This is a genomic window from Prevotella dentalis DSM 3688, assembly GCF_000242335.1.
In the GTDB taxonomy this organism is placed as follows: domain Bacteria; phylum Bacteroidota; class Bacteroidia; order Bacteroidales; family Bacteroidaceae; genus Prevotella; species Prevotella seregens.
Map to the genome: position 1 here is coordinate 1,317,144 of NC_019960.1, position 22,008 is coordinate 1,339,151.

At 55.1% G+C, this 22,008-nt stretch carries 13 protein-coding genes; 7 read left to right on the forward strand and 6 right to left on the reverse strand.

Annotated elements, in window-relative coordinates:
- Positions 1 to 7: 7 nt before the first annotated feature.
- From PREDE_RS05245 to PREDE_RS05260, 4 genes are read left to right on the forward strand one after another with little or no spacing between them, the layout of a single operon-like run.
- Positions 8 to 2,173, forward strand: a complete 2,166-nt coding sequence (locus PREDE_RS05245; protein ID WP_005844803.1) for a GH92 family glycosyl hydrolase — start codon at positions 8 to 10, stop codon at positions 2,171 to 2,173.
- A gap of 4 nt (positions 2,174 to 2,177) precedes the next feature.
- Positions 2,178 to 3,473, forward strand: a complete 1,296-nt coding sequence (locus PREDE_RS05250; protein ID WP_005844804.1) for an MFS transporter — start codon at positions 2,178 to 2,180, stop codon at positions 3,471 to 3,473.
- Positions 3,470 to 4,468 carry a glycoside hydrolase family 130 protein gene (locus PREDE_RS05255; RefSeq protein ID WP_005844805.1) on the forward strand — a complete coding sequence of 333 codons (999 nt, stop codon included), beginning with the start codon at positions 3,470 to 3,472 and terminating at the stop codon, positions 4,466 to 4,468. The genes PREDE_RS05250 and PREDE_RS05255 overlap by 4 nt, the downstream gene beginning before the upstream one ends.
- Before the next feature lie 13 nt (positions 4,469 to 4,481).
- The gene (locus PREDE_RS05260) at positions 4,482 to 6,740 is read left to right on the forward strand and encodes a GH92 family glycosyl hydrolase (RefSeq protein WP_005844806.1); all 2,259 of its coding nucleotides are present in this window, start codon (positions 4,482 to 4,484) and stop codon (positions 6,738 to 6,740) included.
- 243 nt (positions 6,741 to 6,983) lie between these two features.
- On the opposite strand, the gene PREDE_RS05265 is transcribed toward PREDE_RS05260, so the two are convergent.
- From PREDE_RS05265 to PREDE_RS05275, 3 genes are all read right to left on the reverse strand, one after another.
- Positions 6,984 to 8,375 (reverse strand): MATE family efflux transporter, encoded by a 1,392-nt coding sequence (locus tag PREDE_RS05265; protein ID WP_005844807.1) that lies wholly within the window; start codon positions 8,373 to 8,375, stop codon positions 6,984 to 6,986.
- Positions 8,376 to 9,000: 625 nt separating this feature from the next.
- Entirely contained in the window at positions 9,001 to 11,937 is a 2,937-nt protein-coding gene (locus PREDE_RS05270; RefSeq protein ID WP_015298521.1) for a sugar-binding domain-containing protein, read from the reverse strand.
- Positions 11,938 to 12,203: 266 nt separating this feature from the next.
- Entirely contained in the window at positions 12,204 to 13,217 is a 1,014-nt protein-coding gene (locus PREDE_RS05275) for an aspartate-semialdehyde dehydrogenase (protein ID WP_015298522.1), read from the reverse strand.
- A 202-nt stretch (positions 13,218 to 13,419) separates the two neighbouring features.
- Between PREDE_RS05275 and PREDE_RS05280 the strand changes: the two genes are divergently transcribed.
- From PREDE_RS05280 to PREDE_RS05290, 3 genes are read left to right on the forward strand one after another with little or no spacing between them, the layout of a single operon-like run.
- On the forward strand, positions 13,420 to 15,543 hold the full coding sequence (locus PREDE_RS05280) for a cation:proton antiporter (RefSeq protein WP_005844811.1): 2,124 nt from the start codon (positions 13,420 to 13,422) through the stop codon (positions 15,541 to 15,543).
- A gap of 37 nt (positions 15,544 to 15,580) precedes the next feature.
- Entirely contained in the window at positions 15,581 to 16,318 is a 738-nt protein-coding gene (locus PREDE_RS05285) for an ABC transporter ATP-binding protein (RefSeq protein ID WP_005844813.1), read from the forward strand.
- Between the two features lie 3 nt (positions 16,319 to 16,321).
- A complete protein-coding gene (locus PREDE_RS05290) occupies positions 16,322 to 17,188 on the forward strand; it encodes a CvfB family protein (RefSeq protein WP_005844816.1) in 867 nt (288 codons plus the stop codon).
- A 125-nt stretch (positions 17,189 to 17,313) separates the two neighbouring features.
- Here the strand turns inward: PREDE_RS05290 and asnS are convergent, their stop codons facing one another.
- The 3 genes from asnS to purB form a co-directional block, all read right to left on the reverse strand.
- Positions 17,314 to 18,708 (reverse strand): asparagine--tRNA ligase, encoded by a 1,395-nt coding sequence (asnS, locus tag PREDE_RS05295; protein WP_005844818.1) that lies wholly within the window; start codon positions 18,706 to 18,708, stop codon positions 17,314 to 17,316.
- A 143-nt stretch (positions 18,709 to 18,851) separates the two neighbouring features.
- Positions 18,852 to 20,324, reverse strand: coding sequence for a pseudouridine synthase (locus PREDE_RS05300; RefSeq protein ID WP_005844820.1), 1,473 nt, complete (start codon positions 20,322 to 20,324; stop codon positions 18,852 to 18,854).
- Positions 20,325 to 20,411: 87 nt separating this feature from the next.
- Positions 20,412 to 21,758, reverse strand: a complete 1,347-nt coding sequence (purB, locus tag PREDE_RS05305; protein ID WP_005844823.1) for an adenylosuccinate lyase — start codon at positions 21,756 to 21,758, stop codon at positions 20,412 to 20,414.
- Between the last annotated feature and the right edge of the window lie 250 nt (positions 21,759 to 22,008).

Below are 22,008 nucleotides of genomic sequence, written 5' to 3' on the forward strand. Positions count from 1 at the left end.
GCCTAATATGAAAAGACCAAGATTGCTATTACTTGTCATCGCTACCCTCTGCCTGGCGGCCCTGCCCGCCAGTGCGGGGGAGCAGACAGACGGACCGGCACGATATGTGAACCCATGGATTGGCACGGGGGGACACGGACACGTGTTCCTCGGTGCCAACGTGCCTTTCGGATTCGTTCAACTCGGCCCCACACAGACCCACAGCGGGTGGGACTGGTGCTCGGGCTATCACTACAGCGGGCGCATGCTGCGGGGCTTCTCGCACTTGCACCTCAGCGGCACGGGCATCGGCGACCTGGGAGACGTGACGTTTTTGCCCGTGGCCGACGAGGAACAGGACTCCACGGCGTTCAGCCACGACGACGAAACGGTGCGTCCCGGCTATTACGCCATACGGTTGCAGAAGCCCGAAGTGAAAGTAGAACTCACGGCCACGGCACGCGCTGGCTTCCATCGCTACACCTATGCTCCGGGGGCGAAACGCCTGATGAAGATTGACCTGCGTCATGGAATAGGATGGGATGCACTGTCGTCAAGCTCCTTACGGCAGGTTGACGGCAGGACCATTGAGGGCTGCCGCCTGTCCACCGGGTGGGCCAAGAACCAGCAGGTGTATTTCACGGCCGTCTTCTCCTCAGCTGTGAAACTGCTGTCATGCAACGACAACATCTATACCATCCAGGTGGAGGATGACGGGAAGCCGCTCTTGGTCAAGCTGGGACTCTCGGCCGTGGGAACCGCCAACGCCAAAGAGAACCTTGAACACGAAATTCCCGAGTGGAACTTTGGGGCCGTGGCCCGCGAGGCGACACGCCTTTGGAACCAAGAGCTGGGCAAAATCAGCATCAAGACCCGCAACGAAGCCCTGCGCCGCACTTTCTACACGGCCCTCTACCACACGATGGTTGCCCCCTCTGTATTCTGCGACGTCAACGGTGACTACCGCGGTGCAGACGGAAAGACACACCAAGGAAACTTCACCAACTATACCACGTTCTCGTTATGGGACACCTATCGTGCCGCCATGCCCCTGATGACGCTCATCCACCCCGGCATGATGAACGACGTGGGAGAGACTTTCCTGCACATCTACCACGAGCAGGGCAAGCTGCCCGTGTGGCATCTTGTGGGCAACGAGACCGATTGCATGATTGGCAATCCGGGTATCATTGTCCTGGCCGACTTGGTGCTGAAAGGATTCGTCAGTGACAAGGAGGCTGCCTTCCAGGCCATGAAAGCCTCTGCCCTGAAAGACGAGCGCGGACTGGGTGCCCTAAAACAATATGGCTATGTTCCGTTCGACAAGGACGAAGAGCGCGAGACCGTGGCCAAGACGCTGGAATACGCCATTGCCGATGCCGGCATCGCCAAGGTGGCACGGCTGTTGGGACACGAGGAGGACTACAAGTATTTTCTGGATCGCTCGCAGTCATACAAGAAACTGTTCGACCCGCGTGACGGCTTCATGAAAGGACGCGACTCGGAGGGACGGTTCCGCACACCGTTCAATCCTTTCCATGCGGTACACCGCCAAGACGACTACACCGAGGGCAACGCCTGGCAATACACGTGGCTGGTGCCACACAACGTGCACGGACTGGTGGGGCTGTTCAAGAACGAGAAGGCTTTCACGCAAAAGCTCGACTCGCTATTTCTGGCACAGGGAACCCTTGGCGAGGACGCTTCTCCCGACATTTCCGGGCTGATAGGACAATATGCCCACGGCAATGAGCCCAGCCACCACATCATCTACATGTACAACTACGTGGGACAGCCTTGGAAAGCGGCAAGGCTGCTGAGACAGACGCTGGCCACCATGTACCATGATGATGCCGACGGATTGAGCGGCAATGAGGACGTGGGGCAGATGTCTGCTTGGTATATTCTCTCCGCCTTGGGCCTCTATCAAGTAGACCCTGCCGACGGCGTTTTCGTGTTCGGTTCTCCCCTCGTCGATGAGGCAGAGTTGCAAGTGGGCGGAGGCAAGACCTTTCGCATCGTCTCACACAACAACAACGAACGGAACATGTACATCCAGCAAGTAAGACTAAACGGGAAGCCATACCCCAAGTCGTACATCGGCTACAAGGATATTTTCCATGGTGGAACCTTGGAATTCACCATGGGCAGCAAGCCTTCCAAGTTTGGAACCTCTGTCAAAAACCGTCCTTGAACAAATGAAAAAGAGACAGAACAACGGTACCGCCATCAGCCCTGCCGCATGGGTACCGACACTCTACTTTGCCATGGGCATGCCTTTTGTGGTGCTCAACATGGTGTGCACGCTGATGTACAAGGGGCTGGGCGTGAGCGATACGCAGATCGCTTTCTGGACATCGCTTATCATGCTGCCTTGGACTTTGAAGCCTCTGTGGAGTCCTTTCCTGGAACTGTACAAGACCAAGAAGTTCTTTGTTGTGCTCACCCAAATGCTCAGCGGCGTGCTGTTTGCCCTTGTTGGCCTTGCCCTGCACCTGCCGCAGTACTTTGCCATCACCATCGCCATGCTGGCAGTGATTGCCCTCAGTGGTGCCACGCACGACATTGCCGCCGACGGAACCTACATGAGCGTACTGTCCAACGAGGAGCAGGCACGATGGATAGGCTGGCAGGGAGCATTCTACAATATTGCCAAAATCGTGGCGACGGGCGGATTGGTCTATCTGGCCGGCATGTTCATCGACCTGTTCGGCGTGACCCAAGCATGGACGGCCGTCATGCTCATCATAGCCGGCATCATGTGCGCCATCGGCATCTACCACTTCTTTGTGCTTCCCTCCAAGGACGAGCGGACAGAGAAGACCCTGCCGCTGGGCGACAGCCTTCGGGAGCTATGGGCTGTGTTCCGTGACTTCTTCGGCAAGCAACACATTGTCTATTATGTCTGCTTCATCATCCTCTACCGCTTTTGCGAGGGATTTGTGATGAAGATAGTGCCCCTGTTCCTCAAGGCTCCACGAGACGGACAGGGACTTGGGCTGACCGAACAACAGATTGGCCTGTGCTATGGCACGTTTGGTGCAGCCGCTTTCGTCGTGGGGAGCATTCTGGCCGGTTACTACATCGCCCACCGGGGACTGCAGCGTAGCCTGTTCTCGCTGGCCCTGATCTTCAACCTGCCCTTTGTCGCCTATACCCTGCTGGCCCTTTATCAGCCCACCAGTCTGTGGCTCATTGGCGGTGCCATCACAATGGAGTATTTCGGCTACGGATTCGGCTTCGTTGGGCTCACGCTTTTCATGATGCAACAGATAGCCCCCGGCAAGCACCAAATGTCGCACTATGCCTTTGCCTCCGGCATTATGAACTTGGGAGTGATGCTGCCAGGCATGCTCAGCGGTGCGGTGAGCGACTGGCTCGGCTACCGACAGTTCTTCCTGTTCGTGCTGCTGTGCACCATCCCCGCCCTACTCATCACTTATTTCGTACCTTTCACTTATCCTGATACAAACAGAAACCGACAACAGACATGAACACATTGAAAATCCAAGGTCCAGCGCTACCCGGCATGCCGTGGGAAGACCGAGCAGAAAACGACAAGCACGTGATGTGGCGCAGCCATCGCAACCCCATCATTCCCCGCGACCTGCTGCCTACAAGCAACAGTATCTTCAATAGTGCCGTGGTGCCTTTCGGCGACGGCTATGCAGGCGTATTCCGCTGTGACGACACCAACCGTCGCATGGCTTTGCACGCGGGCTTTTCCACAAATGGCATAGACTGGCACATCAACGAGGCCCCGCTACGCTTTCTGTGTGACGACGACGAGGTGGGGCAATGGGTGTATGGCTATGACCCGCGTGTCTGCCGAATCGACGACCGCTACTATGTCACTTGGTGCAACGGCTACCACGGCCCGACCATCGGCGTGGCTTGGACACAGGACTTCGTAACGTTCCATCAATTAGAAAACGCCTTTCTACCATACAACCGCAACGGCGTGCTGTTCCCCCACCGAATAAACGGCCGCTTTGCCATGCTCTCCCGCCCGTCTGACACGGGGCACACAGCCTTTGGCGACATCTTCTACAGCGAGTCGCCCGACCTGGAATTCTGGGGGCGGCACCGCCATGTCATGGCTCCAGCAGCATTCGAGAAGAGCGCATGGCAGTGCATGAAAATTGGGGCCGGCCCCGTGCCCATCGAGACGAGCGAGGGCTGGTTGCTGTTCTACCATGGCGTGCTGCACTCGTGCAACGGCTATGTCTATAGCTTCGGGTCTGCCCTGCTCGACCTGGAGAAGCCATGGAAAGCCATCTATCGCTCGGGGCCATACCTCATCTCGCCACAAGAAACGTATGAGCTTACGGGAGACGTGCCCAACGTGTGTTTCCCCTGCGCCGAGCTGCACGACCCCGCTACAGGGCGCGTGGCCGTCTACTACGGCTGTGCCGACACCGTGACGGGCTTGGCTTTCGGCTACATTCCCGAGATTGTGGAATGGACCAGAGCAAACAGCATCATCTAAAATCGAAGAGCGTATGCACAAGAGACTGTCACTGTTTGTCCTCTGCCTGTTAGGCGGACTGTCGGCCGCAGCCGATTCCAAAAGCCCCGTGGATTACGTCGACCCGTTCATCGGCACCACCAACTTCAGCGTGTGCCATCCCGGTGCGGTGCGGCCCCATGCCATGATGTCGGTGGTTCCGTTCAATGTGATGGGATCCGACCTGAACCGCTACGACAAGGACGGGCGATGGTGGTCGGCACCTTATGAGTTTACCAACCGATATTTCACCGGCTTTGCCCACGTCACCTTGAGTGGCGTGGGCTGTCCGGAAATGGGTACACTGCTGGTGATGCCCACGAGCGGGCCGCTCAGCGTGGATCACCGCAACTATGGTTCTGCATATCAGGACGAACTGGCCACCCCCGGGTATTATGCCAACTACCTGACCAAACACAACATCCGCTGCGAGGTGACCGCCACCGACCGCACCAGCATCGAGCGATTCACTTTCAAGAAAGGCGAAGCCCATCTGCTGATGAATATTGGCGACGGACTGACCAACGAGACAGGAGGATACATCAGACGAGTGTCGTCAACAGAGATCGAGGGGTCACGCCTGTGCGGCACATTCTGCTACAATGCCCAGGCTGTCTTTCCCCTTTACTTCGTCATGCGTGTAAGCAAAGTGCCGCGTGAGGCTGGCTTCTGGAAGAAACAGCCCTTGATGACGGGCGTGGAAGGACAATGGGACGCCGACAACGGCAAGTACAAGCTATACAAGAACTATGGCCGCGAACTGGCGGGCAATGAGGTGGGCTACTATTTCACCTACAACGTGGACGAGGCGGAGCAAATAGAAGTACAAGTGGCCGTGAGCTTCGTGTCGGTGGACAATGCACGGAGGAATCTGGCACACGAACAACAGGGGTGTGACTTCGAGAAAGTGAGGCAGGAAGCACGCCGCGCATGGGAGAAGACGCTGGGCGTAGTGAGTGTCGAGGGAGGCACAGAGGCGCAGCGAAAGATATTCTATACGGCCCTGTACCACACGCAGATACATCCGGGTATCTTGCAGGACGTCAATGGAGAATACCCCAAGATGCAATCAGCCGACAACGGAACGACCCAAGGCAACCGCTACACGGTGTTCTCCCTATGGGACACTTACCGCAACCTGCACCAGCTGGAAACACTGCTTTATCCCGAGCGGCAGACCGACATGGTACGCTCCATGATCGACATGTACAAAGAGTGGGGCTGGATGCCCAAATGGGAACTCTTCGGGCGAGAGACATGGACGATGGAGGGTGACCCTGCCATTCCCGTCATTGCTGACACTTACCTAAAAGGGTTGCGCGACTTTGACATAGAAACGGCCTACGCGGCTTTTCATAAGAGTGCCACAATACCAGGCGACAGCAACCTGATGCGGCCCGACATTGACGAATACATTCAAAAAGGATATGTGCCCATGGGCACGTATGTACAGGACAACTCGGGCGACAACAGCGTGTCCCACGCCCTGGAATACTACGTGGCCGACCATGCCTTGGCCAATTTGGCCGAAGCCTTGAGCAAGAAACAGGATGCCAAACTGTTTCGCCAGCGTAGCCTCGGCTACAAGCACTATTACTCCAAAGACTACGGCACACTCCGCCCCCGCCATACCGACGGCAGCTGGCTCTCGCCTTTCAACCCCGAAGACGGGGCCGACTTTAGCAATGCCCCAGGCTTCCATGAGGGATCAGCCTGGAACTATACGTTCTGCGTTCCACACGACATCATGGGGTTGGCCCGCCTTATGGGCGGTAAGCGTGCGTTTGTCGACAAGCTGCAGATGGTCTTTGACAAAGGACTGTACGACCCTGCCAATGAACCCGACATCGCCTACCCCTATCTGTTCAACTATTTTAAGGGAGAGGAATGGCGCACGCAGGAACAGGTCTACCGATTGCTACATAAATATTACAAGGCAACCCCCTACGGTATTCCTGGGAACGACGACTGTGGTACCATGTCGGCCTGGGCACTATTCTCCATGATGGGCATCTATCCTGACTGCCCCGGAAGTCCTTGGTATTCCGTCACGGCCCCGACATTCGACAAAGTGACGTTGCACCTCGACAAGCGTTATTATCCCGATGGAGACATCGTAATCACGGCTCAGCGGCCGACACCCGATGCGCACCTCATTGCCCAAATGTCCTTAGGAGGCAAGCCGCTGTCACGGTACCGGATTAGCCATCAAGAACTGACAAAGAGCAAGACCTTGCATTTCTTGTTGAAATAAAATTCTGGCAGCAATATCCGGGTCAAGACATTGTCGAAAAGAAAGAAGCGTTATGCTTACATCGGTTAGGTCTAAAGCCTGAGAAAATCCAAATCGCGGACAAAGAGTTGCATAGCAATTCTCACGCATGTGGGTGAGCTACGCACAACCGTCCACTCGGATTTTCTCAAGAGCACAGGACCGAAAGGGTAGACATAGTCAGTTTCACTCTTCTTAATGATAAACTATAAAGGCCAAGAAGGCTTACCCCGTTACCGTGGGTTTCATCGACTTCATCCAACTGCCGCGCCAAATGCGTATCAAGAAGATGCAACCGCGGAAGATGAGCTCGGTAGCCATGGCAAACCACACACCGCGCAAGCCATAGTGCTGGGCCAGCCACCAAGCCAGCGTGAGCCGCACACACCACATGGACACAAGGTTCATGATGGCGGGCTTCAATGTGTCGCCGGCTCCCACACACACACTGTAGCTTACGATGCTGGCCGCAAAGAACGGTTCAGCAAAAGCCTCGATACGCAACACACTGACTCCCAGTTCGCGAATCTCGGCTACAGGTGAAAGAAAACCTATCATCTCAGGAGCAAATACATACATCACCACACCCATCAGTGCCATGACGGCCATGCCCAGCCCAATGGTCTCATGGGCAAAACCACGGCATAGATCCATACGCCCGGCCCCATGGGTCTGCCCGACCAGTGTCGAGGCTGCATCGCCAATGCCATAGCCGGGCATGTAGCAAAGGCTCTCTGCCGTGATGGCAAACGAGTTGGCTGCGATGGCAAAATTGCCCAGTGGAGCCACAATGAGCGTGCTCACCACCTGCGCCCCACTCATCAAAACGGACTGCACGGCAATAGGAAGACTTATTTTCAGTGCATTGCGCACATAATCCCACACCCACCGGAAAGGATCAGAGTCGAGATGCAGGGCCAAAATCTTATTGCGCCACAAGGCCACATAGGCCATCGGCATCACCGTCACTACATAGGCACACAATGTACCCAGGGCAGCACCCATCACCCCCAGATGGATAATATAAATAAAAAGGTAATTGAACGCCACGTCGAGGCCGCACATCATAATGCTCAACACACTAGGCACACGCATGTCGCCCGAACTCTTGAGCATGGCTGCCATGAGATGATAAAGCAGTACCACAGGCAGTGTGAACGAAAAGATGAGAAAATAAGTCGAGGCATCAGCAGCTATGTCGTCACCGCCACCCAGCCAATAGGGCAACGGACGGTGAACCCCCACACCCACCAGACCAATAAACAGTGCAAACACCAAACCACATACTAGCGCATGACGGAACACTTGGCGTGCCTTGAAAAAGTCATTGGCACCAATAAAATGGGCCACCTGTACCGAGAAACCGATGGAGGCGGCACTCATTACAGACCCCATGAGCCACGTGGTGGTCTCGACAAGTCCGATGCTGGCCGAAGCCGCGGCACCCAGATGGCCCACCATTGAGGCATCAATGAAGAACATCATCACCGAAGTAATTTGAGCCAGCATCGAGGGAATACTCAACTCCACAATAAGATTCAGTTTCTCACGACCCACAAGAGACTGGTTCTCGCGTATCTTGGCCAGCAAGGCCTCACTTTTCTTGTTGCTTAACATCTTCTTTCGTTCGAGTGTGCAAAGATACGCACATTTCACCGACTGACAAAATTGAACGCATAATAAAGGCGGCCGTCTGTCGACGGCCGCCTACGTATCTTTACCACTTGATATACTTCTTTGCTTCTCTCCTTTCATCGGGGGAGGCTTGGTCAGCTTTTCAGCATTCCCGTGCCATCGCCCGTCATCCATGTGGCAGCCAATGCTGCACACAAGATACACATTGTTGTCAAACTCATCTTTTTCTTTCCTTTGTTTGTGTTTCCTGAATGTTATCCTTTTAGACGTAGTCTCACGACTAGTCGAGTCATACTCTTTTTTACCTTGTCTAATACCTTTCCTAACAATCTTTTACCGTCTATCAAAGACCCTATTGAGAATACCTACACACTTTGTGTATAACTTTGTAATAACTTTCTTCCCTATATTTCTCTCCAATCTTTCTTTTATCTTCGTTAAAGCTTGAGCTCCAAGGAGCATCGCCCTGTCTGATTTCGCGGTGCAAAGGTAGGTCGAAATCTGGAAACAGACAATGCTTCGGCTTCAAAATTCAGCTAAAAGGCCATGATTTTTGATTCAAATCAATTATTGTGCACGTGCACGCCTTGTTGTTTCTTCCGTTTTCTTAGCTCCCCAACTTCGGCTTCAATTCGTCGGGGCTATCCTTGGTAAACATGTTTACTGGCGGAGCTTCACGCTCATACAAGTGGGTGATGACCTCGGGGGCAAGCGTAATGGTCGGATGAAAGTCGGGCGATCGCATGTAGTCGAGGATGGCACGACGCATCTGTCGTGCCACCACGCGATGATCAAGGCCAGTAGAAATATCCATCGTGGTCATGAGCAATCGGCCGTTCAGTACATTGGCCTCGACCAGCATACCCAACTTACGACTCACGTGCCACGTATCAATAGGCTGAATACAAGGCTGATAGTCGGGCGGGAACTCAGCCAAGTTCATCACCTGAGCCCGATTAAGCAGTTCCCACCAATTCAGATTGGGCCAGTCGTCCGTGGGGAACTCGCGGAAGATGGGATGTCTCGTGTCAATGACAGCTCCCGTAGTGTGGGGCGGGCGCATCTTGAACCAGCTCGTGTTCCAAAACACAGGCAAGTAAGTCTGCTTCACATCATTGCCATACCGCACCTTTCCTGCCGCCGTAAGCAGCACCGTACCTCCACTTTGCAACACGTGGAGGGCCTGTGCCGATAGAGTGTCGGAAATGAAAGGTTCTACGCCCAACGCTACCTCTTTCTGGAGTACACCTTGGTTCCTTGGCAGAAAAGCCGCCTTTTTTGCGCAGCAAACATTGGAAGAATTCTTGGCATCACATGCATCAGGAGCGGATGGATAGATCCAAAAGTCCCAGCTGTTACGGACATCGATAGGAGGATCAGCCGGCGTAGGGTCGTGAAGCGGCCGCTCGTCCACGGTCACCGTCAGCGTGAGCTTCATAGGACGGGCAAAGCCGGTGAGAGGAAACGTAATGTTTCCCAAGTCGGGTGTCTTGCCAAGAGGCATGTCACCCTGTGCTATCAGGCCATGGGTGTATTCCTTGTGCCGGCTGTCATGCACGTAGTAGGCACAGCGAGCGTTGCGCAGCACATGTCCCGCAGCATTATACAGGGACACAGACACCTGCAGCGTGTCGGCATCGGTATAGACAAAGCGGGGGAAACGGGCCAGCGGCACCACAGGTGAACAGAACTGCCTCCACATTGCACTGTCCACGTAGCCTTTCTCGCGCCAGAAGACATTGAGCGGCCCTACAAGCGCCGTACCCTGTCCACTATAGTCGTTCAGGCCTAACAGCAAAAACCCTGCATAGTCGGCTGTGCGCAAGTTACGCTCCATCTCGTACTTGTAGGCCAGTGTCTGCAGCTTTCCACTGGCCATCAGGAATCGGCGGGCCTGTGCACCCATACCGTTGTGACGCAGCAAATCCTCAAAGATGTCAAAGTTTCCTGCACGATACACACCCGTGTACTGCGCACGTTCTTCAAGGTCAGGAAATGCACACCACTGACCTTGCTCATGGCTCACGTAGGGCTCAGTATTCTCAGGATGCGCAGCCGTGGGCTTGAAATTGCGCGGAATCCGAATGTCTTCTGCATAATCGTCTATGGACTGCGGGGCACGACGATCCCAATCAAGTCCGCGGGCACCGCCCTTGACGTGATACTGGCTCCTGTCATCCCAGGCCCAGCCACCCCCTACTGAGGCTCCGCAGTACACGCGGCGTGCGTCGGTCTGCCTCCAGTAGTCCACCCATAGGTTGCACCACTTCACCCAGTCGCCGGCCGGTTCGTTGCCCGCCGCCATCATCACGAACGAGGGATGGTTGCCATAGGCCTCCACCATGCGGCGCGTCTCATCCATGAGATAAGTGTCGATGGCCATACCGCGACCCAGCTTCACGCCATGATTGGGCCAACTGGGCCCCTCGGGTTGCAGATAGAAGCCCACCCGATCGGCCGCCTCGAAAGCTGCCTCGGGCGGACAGTAGCTGTGGAAGCGCATGGTATTGAGCCCGTAAGCCTTACACTTGCGGAAGATATGCTCCCACGAGACCGCATCGGTAGGAGGATAACCCGTAAGTGGAAAGTTACAGTTCTCCACTGTGCCACGAATCCAAAAGGGCACGTCGTTCATATAGAACTGGCGGCCGCGGATGCTCACCTCGCGCATACCAAAAGTAGTTTCCCGGCGGTCATCACGCGAGGTTACGGTGAGCCGGTAGAGCTGGGGCGAGAATTCCGACCACAGGCGTGCGCCGGGCATGGGTAGTATATAGGTGGAATCGTTTTGGCGCATGGCCTTCACGGCCTTTCCGTCAAGAAAGAACCCAAGCTGTCTTGCCGCTGTACGTACCACCACCACAGCCTTCTGCGCATGAATGTCGGGATACACACGCACTGCCCCAATGGGTTCGCGGCCGTGGGCCTGCAGCTCCAGCCGGCCGGCCAGTCCGTTCCAGTTGCCCTGAGTCTGGTCGGTCACGCTGTGAGAATCCTGTCCCACACATACGTTCTCAATACCATTGTACACATGCACTGCAATTTCATTGTCATGCCCAGGACGGACAAACGCTGTCACATCGTACACATGCGGTACGCTCAGGCTCGTCTGATGTCCCACTTTCCGACCGTTTACAGTGAGCGTAGTCTCGATATGAGGCCGTTCCAGCATAAGTGTGACCCGCTGGCCTTTCCAGTTCCGGGGCACAGCCACACGACGTGTATAGGTCACATTGCCCACAAAGTGGCGGTTGGGCGTGAGAAAGAAAGGAAACTTCATCTGCCCCTGCAAACGGTAGCGGGCCATATAGGGATTATAATAATAAGAGGAGTCATAGAGGCTGCCCGTCCAGCGGGTGTCCATACTTGGGCGGTCGCCCTTGTCGTTGGTGAGCAGTGAGCCGGGCAGCGTCACGTCGCCCAGCGACGATTGCCAGCGCCCACTCAAGTCTATACGACTTTGAGCAAAAACTCCTGCAAGCGGCCATGTGAATACACAGAGGGTGAAAAAGAGCAGACGGCAAGCGATTGATCCTTTCGTCATGGTTTCGTTAGATTCTGATTTGTTTTCTCCACAAAAGTAAGCAAAATAGGCGAGAGCATGCCCGTATGGGCCAAATATTTTCATGAGAACTGAAAAAACACGAAGATGCTGCCAAAGGTATGGGCCAGCCGAAGACCGTTCCATTTACAAAGAAACTTCGGGCATCACGAAGAGGCAGACTTCGACGCAATGCCAGAAAAACATTCAGGCCCGTATGCAAACCATGTTGCAGCGGGCCTAAAATTATATTAACGGAAGACAAAAAACTACCTCACATTGCCCACCCGAACAAGATACTCGCCTATCTGGATGGCATTGAGGGCAGCACCCTTGCGTATCTGGTCGCCCGTGAGCCACAGAGTATTGCCGTTGTCGTCGGCCAAATCTTTGCGCACGCGGCCCACGTACACATCGTCCTTGCCGGCACTCTCCAGCGGCATGGGATAGACATAGTTTTGCGGATCGTCCACCAACGTGACACCAGGAGCGGCTACGAGGGCTTCACGAATCTGTGCCACGCTTACCGGCTGCTCCGTCTCGAACCACACACTCTCAGAATGGGAACGCAACGAACTCACACGCACGCAGGTTGCCGACGTGCGCACGTCAGAGTGCATAATCTTGCGCGTCTCGTAAAACATCTTCATCTCCTCCTTGGTATAGTCGTTCTCCGTCATCTTGTCTATCTGGGGAATCACATTATAAGCCAGCTGGTGGGGGAACTTGCTGATGGTTCTGACCTCACCTTGCTCCACTATTTCCTTGTATTGCTGCTGCAGCTCAGCCATGGCCACGGCTCCGGCACCACTGGCACTCTGGTAGCTAGAGACGTGTATTTTTCTGATATGGGAGAGCTTCTCAATGGGATTGAGCACAACCACCATCATGATAGTAGTGCAGTTGGGGTTGGCTATGACACCGCGCGGACGCACAAGGGCATCCTCAGGATTAATCTCCGGCACCACCAAGGGCACGTCTTCATCCATGCGGAAAGCACTGGAGTTGTCTATCATCACAGCTCCATACTTGGTGATGGTCTCCAAATACTCCTTACTGGTACCTGCGCCGGCCGAAGCAAAAACCATATCGATGTTCTTGAAGTCATCGTTATGCTGTAAAAGTTTTACCTCATACTCCTTGCCCTTGAAACTATACTTTCGGCCCGCGCTGCGATCGGAACCAAACAAAAACAAATCATCCAAAGGGAAGTTGCGCTCAGCGAGAATGCGAAGGAGCTCCTGTCCCACAGCACCGCTTGCACCAACGATTGCTACTCTCATAATCTTTTTACTTTCTAATGATATATTCTTCTTTGGCTGCAAAATTACAATTTTTCAACCAACTCTGCACACAATCTGTAAGTTTTTCTCATCTCGGCAATGCAAAATGTTCGGATTGCAGACCTCGTGAGCGGGATAAATCCCTGCTATCCGTGCTGTCTGTGAGAAAAAATGGCTAACTTTGCAGGAAATCATAAGTCCAATGCCCAACGTAGCGTCCTATTTTCCCATCACCGACCCCACGCTCATCTTCTTCGTGGTGCTGCTGATTATCCTGCTGGCCCCCATCATCATGGGCAAGCTGCGCATTCCCCATATCATCGGTATGGTGATTGCCGGCGTAGCAGTGGGCCGCTACGGCTTCGACATTCTCGACCGCGACGCCTCATTCGAGCTCTTTGGACGCGTGGGCCTGTACTATATCATGTTCCTCGCTTCATTGGAAATGGACATGGACGGGCTGAAGCGCAACAAGTACCACACACTGATTTTCGGTGTCCTGACTTTTGCCGTTCCTTTCATCATGACCTATGCCATGGGGGTGACGTTGCTGCAATACTCCACGGCCACGGCCCTCCTGCTGGGCAGTCTAATGGCCTCAAACACACTGGTTTCATATCCCATCGTGAGTCGATATGGCCTGCAACGAAAGCCGAGCGTCACCCTCAGCGTGGGCTCCACGATGCTCAGTCTGCTGGCGGCCCTCATTGTGCTGGCAGCCATCGTAGGTGCCCACCGAGGCGGGGCAGGACTGTGGTTCTGGCTGTGGTTTACCCTGAAGTTCTGTTGCTACTGTGGCGGGCTGCTCTGGGGCATGCCTCGCATCACGCGTTGGTTCCTGCGCCGATACAGCGATGCCGTGATGCAGTTCATCTTTGTCATGTCGGAACTGTTCATAAGTGCAGCCTTGGCCGAGTTGGTAGGACTGGAAGGCATCTTCGGAGCTTTCTTCGCTGGGCTCATCCTTAACCGCTACATTCCTCACGTATCGCCGTTGATGAACCGTATTGAGTTTATCGGCAATGCACTCTTCATCCCCTACTTCCTCATCGGTGTAGGCATGCTCATCAACGTCAGGCTGCTGTTCCAAGGCGGCGGCATCATCTGGGTGGTGGCTTGTATCGTGGTGTTTGGTACCCTAAGCAAGGCCATCGCAGCTTATGCCTCGTGTCTGCTTTTCCGCATGCCTACGTCTTCTGGACACATGATGTTCGGTCTCACGTCGGCCCATGCAGCCGGTGCCATTGCCATGGTAATGGTGGGCATGTCGCTGAAACTGCCTAACGGCCGCCCCGTGGTGGACGAACGAATGCTCAACGGCGTAGTCATTATGATTCTCTTCACGTGTATCATCTCGTCAATGGTGACAGAATGGGCAGCACAGAAAATTACACTGCGCGACAAAAACTTTGCTCCTGAGGTCAGCCCCGAGGATGACGAGAAGATTCTCATCCCCGTGAAATATCCGGAATATGCCAATCGGCTGGTCAACATGGGCATCATGATGCGCAACCCGAAACTGAACCGCAGCCTGGTGGCGCTCAACGTTGTCTACGACGACGAATACATGCGACAGCATCAGGAACAGGGCCGCCGTCTGCTGGAACAGGTCACACAGTATGCCTCGGGCTCGGACGTGAAGATGCAGAAACAGGTGCGCGTGGCAGCCAACATTGCCAATGGCATCAAACATGCCTTTAAGGAATTCCGCGCTTCAGAGATTCTTATTGGCATGCACACCCATTCCAACGTGTCGCCCAAGTTCTGGGGACAGTTCCACCAAAGCCTTTTCAACGGGCTGAATAGGCAGATCATCATGACCCGACTCAACCATCCGCTGGCCACGCTACGCCGCATTCAGGTGGCCGTGCCCTCAAGGGCTCAGTATGAGTCGGGGTTCTATCGGTGGTTGGAACGGCTGGCTCGACTGGCTGGCAACCTGGAATGCCGCATCCTGTTCCACGGGCGCACAGACACCCTGCAGATGATCCGCGAATATATCCAGAACCGACACGCAGCCTTGCGGGCATCGTATGTCTCCATGGATCATTGGAACGAGATGCCGAAACTGGCCTCCTCGATAGCCGATGACCATCTCTTCGTGGTGGTGACAGCCCGCAAGGGCACCGTGTCGTACAAGGCAGCACAAGACCGACTGCCCGAAGAACTCACCAAATATTTCTCGGGCAAGAACCTCATGATTATTTTCCCCGACCAGTATGGCGACGACATGTCTGCCATGACCTTTGCCCAGCCACAGCACACTGAGGAGCAATCAGCCTATGAGCTGCTACGCAACTGGCTGCACCAGAAAAGGAATCTCTGAGCCATACTGCACTTCTGAACTGACAAGCATCACAAAAATGATAGACATTCAAGGCATAACCAAGTCGTTTGGCAAGTTACAGGTGCTCAAAGGCATCGACTTGCACATCAATGCGGGCGAGGTAGTGGCCATTGTTGGCCCTTCAGGCGCCGGCAAAACCACCCTGCTGCAAATCATCGGTACCCTCGATAAGCCCGACGGCGGGCAAGTGACGGTGGACGGTGTAGACGTGGGGCGGCTGTCGACCGACAAGCTGTCCGACTTCCGCAACCGGCATCTGGGTTTCGTATTCCAGTTCCACCAGCTGCTGCCCGAGTTCACGGCCCAGGAAAACATCATGCTGCCGGCCCTCATCTCAGGCAAAAGCCGCAAGGAGTCACGCAAGCGGGCCGACGAGCTGCTGGAGTTCATGGGACTAGCCGACCGGGCCCGACACAAACCCAACGAGCTGTCGGGCGGCGAGAAACAGCGCGTAGCCGTGGCCCGGGCCTTGGTGAACAATCCGGCCGTGGTACTGGCCGACGAACCTTCAGGCAGCCTCGACACACGCAACAAGGCCGAGCTGCACCAGCTTTTCTTTGACTTGCGCGACAAGTTCGGGCAGACGTTTGTCATCGTCACCCACGACGAAAGCCTGGCCTCCATCACCGACCGCACCATTCACATGCGCGACGGCCAGCTGGAAAACGACAGCCATCCCGACAGTTCCTACGACATGTCCACAGCCACAGATAGCATGCCGGACCCACAACCACGAACCCCTCATAATGATTAAACCATGATAAAGTTAGGTGACTACAACACGCTGAAGATGGTCAAAGTGGCCGAACGCCCCAATCCACATGCTTTCGGCGGAAAAGAAGTGTTTGGTATTTTCCTCGATGGAGGGAGCGATGGCGACATTCTTATGCCGCAGAAATACGTACCACAAGATGCAAAGGTGGGCGACGACATCACTTGCTTCGTGTATCTCGACCAGGACGAGCGCCCCATCGCCACAACGGAGACACCGCTGGCACGGGTGGGCGACTTTGCATATCTCTGCGTGAACTGGGTGAACGAGTACGGAGCCTTTTTGGACTGGGGTGTCATGAAAGACGTGTTCTGCCCTTTCCGCGAGCAGAAGAAACGAATGGAGATAGGAAAAAGCTACATCGTTCATCTGCATATCGACGAAGAAAGCTATCGCATCATGGCCAGCGCCAAAGTGGAACATTACCTCGCAGCCGACCATGCAGACCTGCGGCCCGGCCAGGAGGTGGAAGCTCTAGTGTGGCAAAAGACCGACCTGGGCTTCAAGGTCATCGTGGAGAACCAGTATGCCGGACTGGTCTACAAGGATCAGATTTTCCAGTACATCCATACCGGCGACCGCATCAAGGCTTATGTGCAGCAGGTGAGGCCCGACGGAAAAATCGACATCGCCCTGCAGCCCACTGGGCGCAAACAGACGGCCGACTTCGCACAGACCCTACTGCAATGGCTCAAGGACAACGGGGGTGCCTGCCCGTTGGGCGACAAGAGCGATGCCGAGGACATCAAACGAATGTTCCAAGTGAGCAAGAAGACTTACAAACGGGCCGTCGGCGACCTATACAAACGTCGGCTCATCACCATCGACGACGACGGAATCCGTCTGGTATAACACCGACAGCCCCCCTCTGCAACCGTCTGCCCCACGGGAGCATGACGCATGCAGACTGCGCCAAACCAAAGGGCCTCCCCACGCAAAGCATGGGGAGGCTCTTATACAATAAGGTGTAAGCCCGCTTAGAACTCGGCGTTTTTGGGCGTGCGGGCAAAGGGAATGACATCGCGGATATTCTGCATGCCGGTGACAAACAGAATGAGCCGCTCGAAGCCCAGCCCGAAGCCGGCATGCGGACAGGAACCGTACTTACGCGTGTCGAGATACCAACCGTAGGTACTTTCTTCCATGCCGCGGGCCTCAATCTCACCCACCAGCTTCTCATAGCTCTCTTCACGTACCGAACCGCCGATGATTTCGCCGATGCGGGGGAAGAGCACGTCCGTGCCCTGCATAGTCTTGCCGTCGGCATTCTTCTTCATGTAGAATGCCTTGATGGAAGCTGGATAATCGGTCATGATAACCGGACGCTTGAAGTATTCCTCCACCAGGAACCGTTCATGCTCGCTGCTCAAGTCCATGCCCCAACCCGTGATGGGGAACTCGAACTTGCGTCCCTGCTTCACGGTCTCCTCCAGAATGCGGATGCCCTTGGTGTAAGTCAGCCTCACGAAGTCCTCTTTCACCACCGACTCCAACGTCTGGATTAGCGTCTTGTCGATCATCTGATTCAGAAATTCCAAATCATCGTGGCAGTTGTCGAGTGCCCAGCGCACGCAATACTTGATGAAGTCTTCCTCCAGATCCATCAGTTCTTTCTGATCCATGAAAGCCACCTCAGGCTCTATCATCCAGAATTCGGCCAGATGGCGCGGCGTGTTGCTGTTCTCGGCACGAAACGTGGGACCGAAAGTATAGATGGCTCCCAAGGCCGTGGCACCCAGCTCGCCCTCGAGCTGACCGCTCACGGTGAGACTGGTCTTCTTGCCGAAGAAGTCTTTCTCGTAGTCCACCTCCCCGCTCTTAGCCACACGGTCAAGGTCGAGCGTGGTCACCTGAAACATCTCGCCCGCCCCCTCGGCATCGCTGGCCGTGATGAGTGGCGTGTGGAAATAATAGAAGCCATGGTCGTGGAAATACTTGTGCACAGCAATGGCCATGTTGTGGCGGATGCGGAACACTGCCCCGAACGTGTTGGTGCGCAGCCGCATGTGGGCGAACTGACGCATGTATTCAAAGCTCTGCCCCTTCTTTTGCATAGGGTAGTCGCCCGGACAAAGACCGTAGATCTCTATCTCGCGGCTCTGCACCTCACAGGCCTGACCCTTGCCCTGGCTCTCCACGAGCATGCCGGTGACACGGATGCAGGCACCGGTGGTGATGCTCTTCAGCTGTTCGGCATCCATCGTCGAGGGGTCGACGACCACTTGAATGTTCTTGATGGTGGAGCCGTCGTTCAAGGCAATGAAGTCCACGGCCTTACTGTTGCGGTGAGAGCGCACCCAGCCCTTCACCGTAATCTCTTTTCCAAAGTCGGTGCTGCGAAGCGCATCGACGACTTTTGTTCTGCTACTCATTAGATTCTATTCTGGTTGAGGAGTGTCAAAAAGTCAGAGAGTCAAAAAGTCAAGACCGATGGCTCATGGGCACGTTGCCGGCCCACCGCTGCGCCTCATATCTCAACTCCTTAACTCCAGACTCCTTAACTCCCAAGGTATAACTATTCAAACATACCGCTGCGAAGCATCTCCACCTCTTTCTCCGAGAGGAAACGCCAGTCGCCACGACGCAGGTTTTTCTTGGTGAGACCGGCAAATTGCACACGGTCGAGCTTCACCACCCGATAGCCCAGAGCCTCAAATATACGGCGCACGATGCGGTTCTTGCCACTGTGAATCTCAATACCCACCTGCGCCTTGTCGCGCTCATCGGCATACTCGATGGCATCGGCATGTACCTCTCCGTCTTCCAGTTCGATACCCTCGGCTATCTTCTGCAGATCCTCCGTAGACACATTCTTGTCCAGATATACGTGGTACACCTTTTTCTTGAGGAACTTGGGATGTGTGAGTTTCGAGGCCATGTCACCGTCGTTGGTGAGCAACAGCACACCCGTGGTGTTGCGATCCAGGCGGCCCACAGGATAGATACGCTCAGGGCACACGTCTTTCACGAGGTCCATCACCGTCTTGCGCTGCTGGGGATCATCGCTGGTGGTCACATAGTCCTTGGGCTTGTTGAGCAGCACATAGACTTTCTTTTCCAGCGTGACGGGCTGATCGTGGAACTTCACCTCGTCGGTACGCATCACCTTGGTGCCGAGCTCGGTCACGGCAGTGCCGTTCACGGTCACCACGCCGGCCTGGATGAATTCGTCGGCCTCACGGCGCGAGCACACACCGGCATTGGCCAGAAACTTGTTCAGACGGATGGGTTCGTTGGGGTCGATGTGCTCCTCCTTGTACTCAATCCGCTTCTTCATGCTGTACTTGGCATTGGGGTCGTAGCCCGGACGCTGGCCATAGGGCTGACGGCCATAGCCGCCCGGACGAGGCTGATAACCGCCCTGCTGGCGGCCGTAGCCACCGGGGCGGGGCTGATAACCGCCCGGACGAGGCTGATAACCACCCTGCTGGCGGGGCTGGTAACCGCCGGGGCGAGGCTGATAGCCACCCTGGCGCGGTTGATAACCGCCCTGACGGGGCTGGTAGCCACCCTGCTGGCGGGGCTGATAACCACCCTCACGCGGCTGGTAGCCACCCTGCTGGCGGGGCTGATAACCGCCTTCGCGCGACTGGTAGCCACCTTCTTCCTGATTGTTGTTATATCGTGGACGATAACCGTTCTGACGCGGTTGGTAGCCGCCTTGGCGGGGCTGGTAACTGCCTTGCCGCAGCTGATAGCCGCCCTGACGGGGCTGGAAGCTGCGCTGCTGACGGGGCTGATCGCCGCTGCCCTGCAGTCCAGCGCCGAAACCCTCAGGACGGAACCCGCCCTCTTCCTGTCCGCCGTTGTGACGGTCGGTGGTGTAGGCGCGCTGCGTGTGGATGCGCGGACGCAACGGCCGGCCACTGTTGTCGTGATAATCTCTCTGATAACCTGAAGGATGACCGTAGCCTTCACGGCTGCCTTCGCTTTCCTGATTCGGTGTCTGTGTGGAATCCTGAGCCTTGTTCTCTAAATCTTCTGACATCTTAATTACTCTTTTTTAGCCTCGCGGCTATGGTTAATAAATTAAATGAATAAAAAATTAAAATATGGAATGTTGAAAAAATCCGTACTAAATGCCGGTATAGTTGTGTGGGGTGATGGCCATGAGCTCGGCTTTCACGCTGTTGCTCACGTTCAGTGTCTGTACAAAGTCGTGGATGGTTCGCTCGGTCATCTTCTCATTGGTGCGGGTGAGGGCTTTCAATGCCTCGTAGGGATGGGGATAACCCTCGCGGCGCAAGATGGTCTGGATGGCCTCGGCCACCACAGCCCACGTGTCGTCGAGGTCGGCATGCAGCTTTTCCTCGTTCAGGATGAGCTTGCGCAGTCCCTTGAGCGTACTCTCAATGGCAATCACGGCATGGCCGAAAGGCACGCCCACATTGCGCAACACGGTGGAGTCGGTGAGGTCGCGCTGCAGACGGCTCACGGGCAACTTGGCGGCCAGGAACTGCAACACGGCATTGGCCACACCCAGATTGCCCTCGCTGTTCTCGTAGTCGATGGGGTTCACCTTGTGGGGCATGGCGCTGGAACCCACTTCTCCTGCCTTGATTTTCTGCTTGAAATACTCCATCGAAATGTACATCCAGAAGTCTCGGTCGAGGTCTATGATGATGGTGTTGATGCGGCGCATGCCGTCGAACACGGCCCCCAAGCAGTCGTAATTGCTGATTTGCGTGGTCCACTGCTCGCGCTGCAAGCCCAGCCGGTTGGCCACAAAGCCATTGGCAAAAGCCTTCCAGTCATAGTCCGGATAGGCCACATGGTGTGCATTGAGATTGCCCGTAGCCCCGCCAAACTTGGCCGTGAGAGGTGTCTGCTTCAGCAGACGCAGCTGCTCACCAAGCCGATACACATAGACCATCACCTCTTTGCCCAGCCGTGTGGGCGAGGCGGGCTGCCCGTGGGTCTTGGCCAGCATGGGTACGTCTTTCCAGGCTTCGGCATACTCCTGCAGCTGGGCGATCAGCTCTTCAACGAGCGGATAGTAGACCTGTTCCAAGGCTTCCTTGATGGAAAGGGGCACACTGGTGTTGTTGATGTCCTGCGAAGTGAGGCCAAAATGGATGAATTCTTTGTAGGCTTCCAGCCCGCCAATCTTGTCAAACTCTTCTTTCAGGAAATATTCCACGGCCTTGACGTCGTGGTTGGTCACTTTCTCTATATCTTTCACGCGTTGGGCCGATGTCTCATCGAAGTGGAGATAGATGCGGCGGAGCCGGTCGAAAAGGGCATGGTCGACACCCGACAGCTGCGGCACGGGCAACTCGCAAAGTGCAATGAAATACTCTATTTCCACGCGGACACGGTAGCGAATCAGTGCATATTCCGAAAAATAGTCGGCCAACGGCTCGGTCTTACTCCTGTATCTACCATCTATCGGTGACACCGCAGTCAAAGAATTGAGATGCATAATCTTAGTACATATTACTTCGACTGCAAAATTACGAAAACTATTTCATTTGAAAGTCGTAGCACCACAAAATCTTTATATAAGATAAGTTAACGTCTCCCAGACCATTCACGGCCACCCTCTCCCGTCGCCTTCACCCTCGCCTACCGCCGCCAGCTCTGCCCATTCGTCACACGACCCATCAATTCATCCCATCTTTTTCTGTGGCATTAAGTAAAAAAGCCTATGTTTGCAAGCAGAGAATATACTC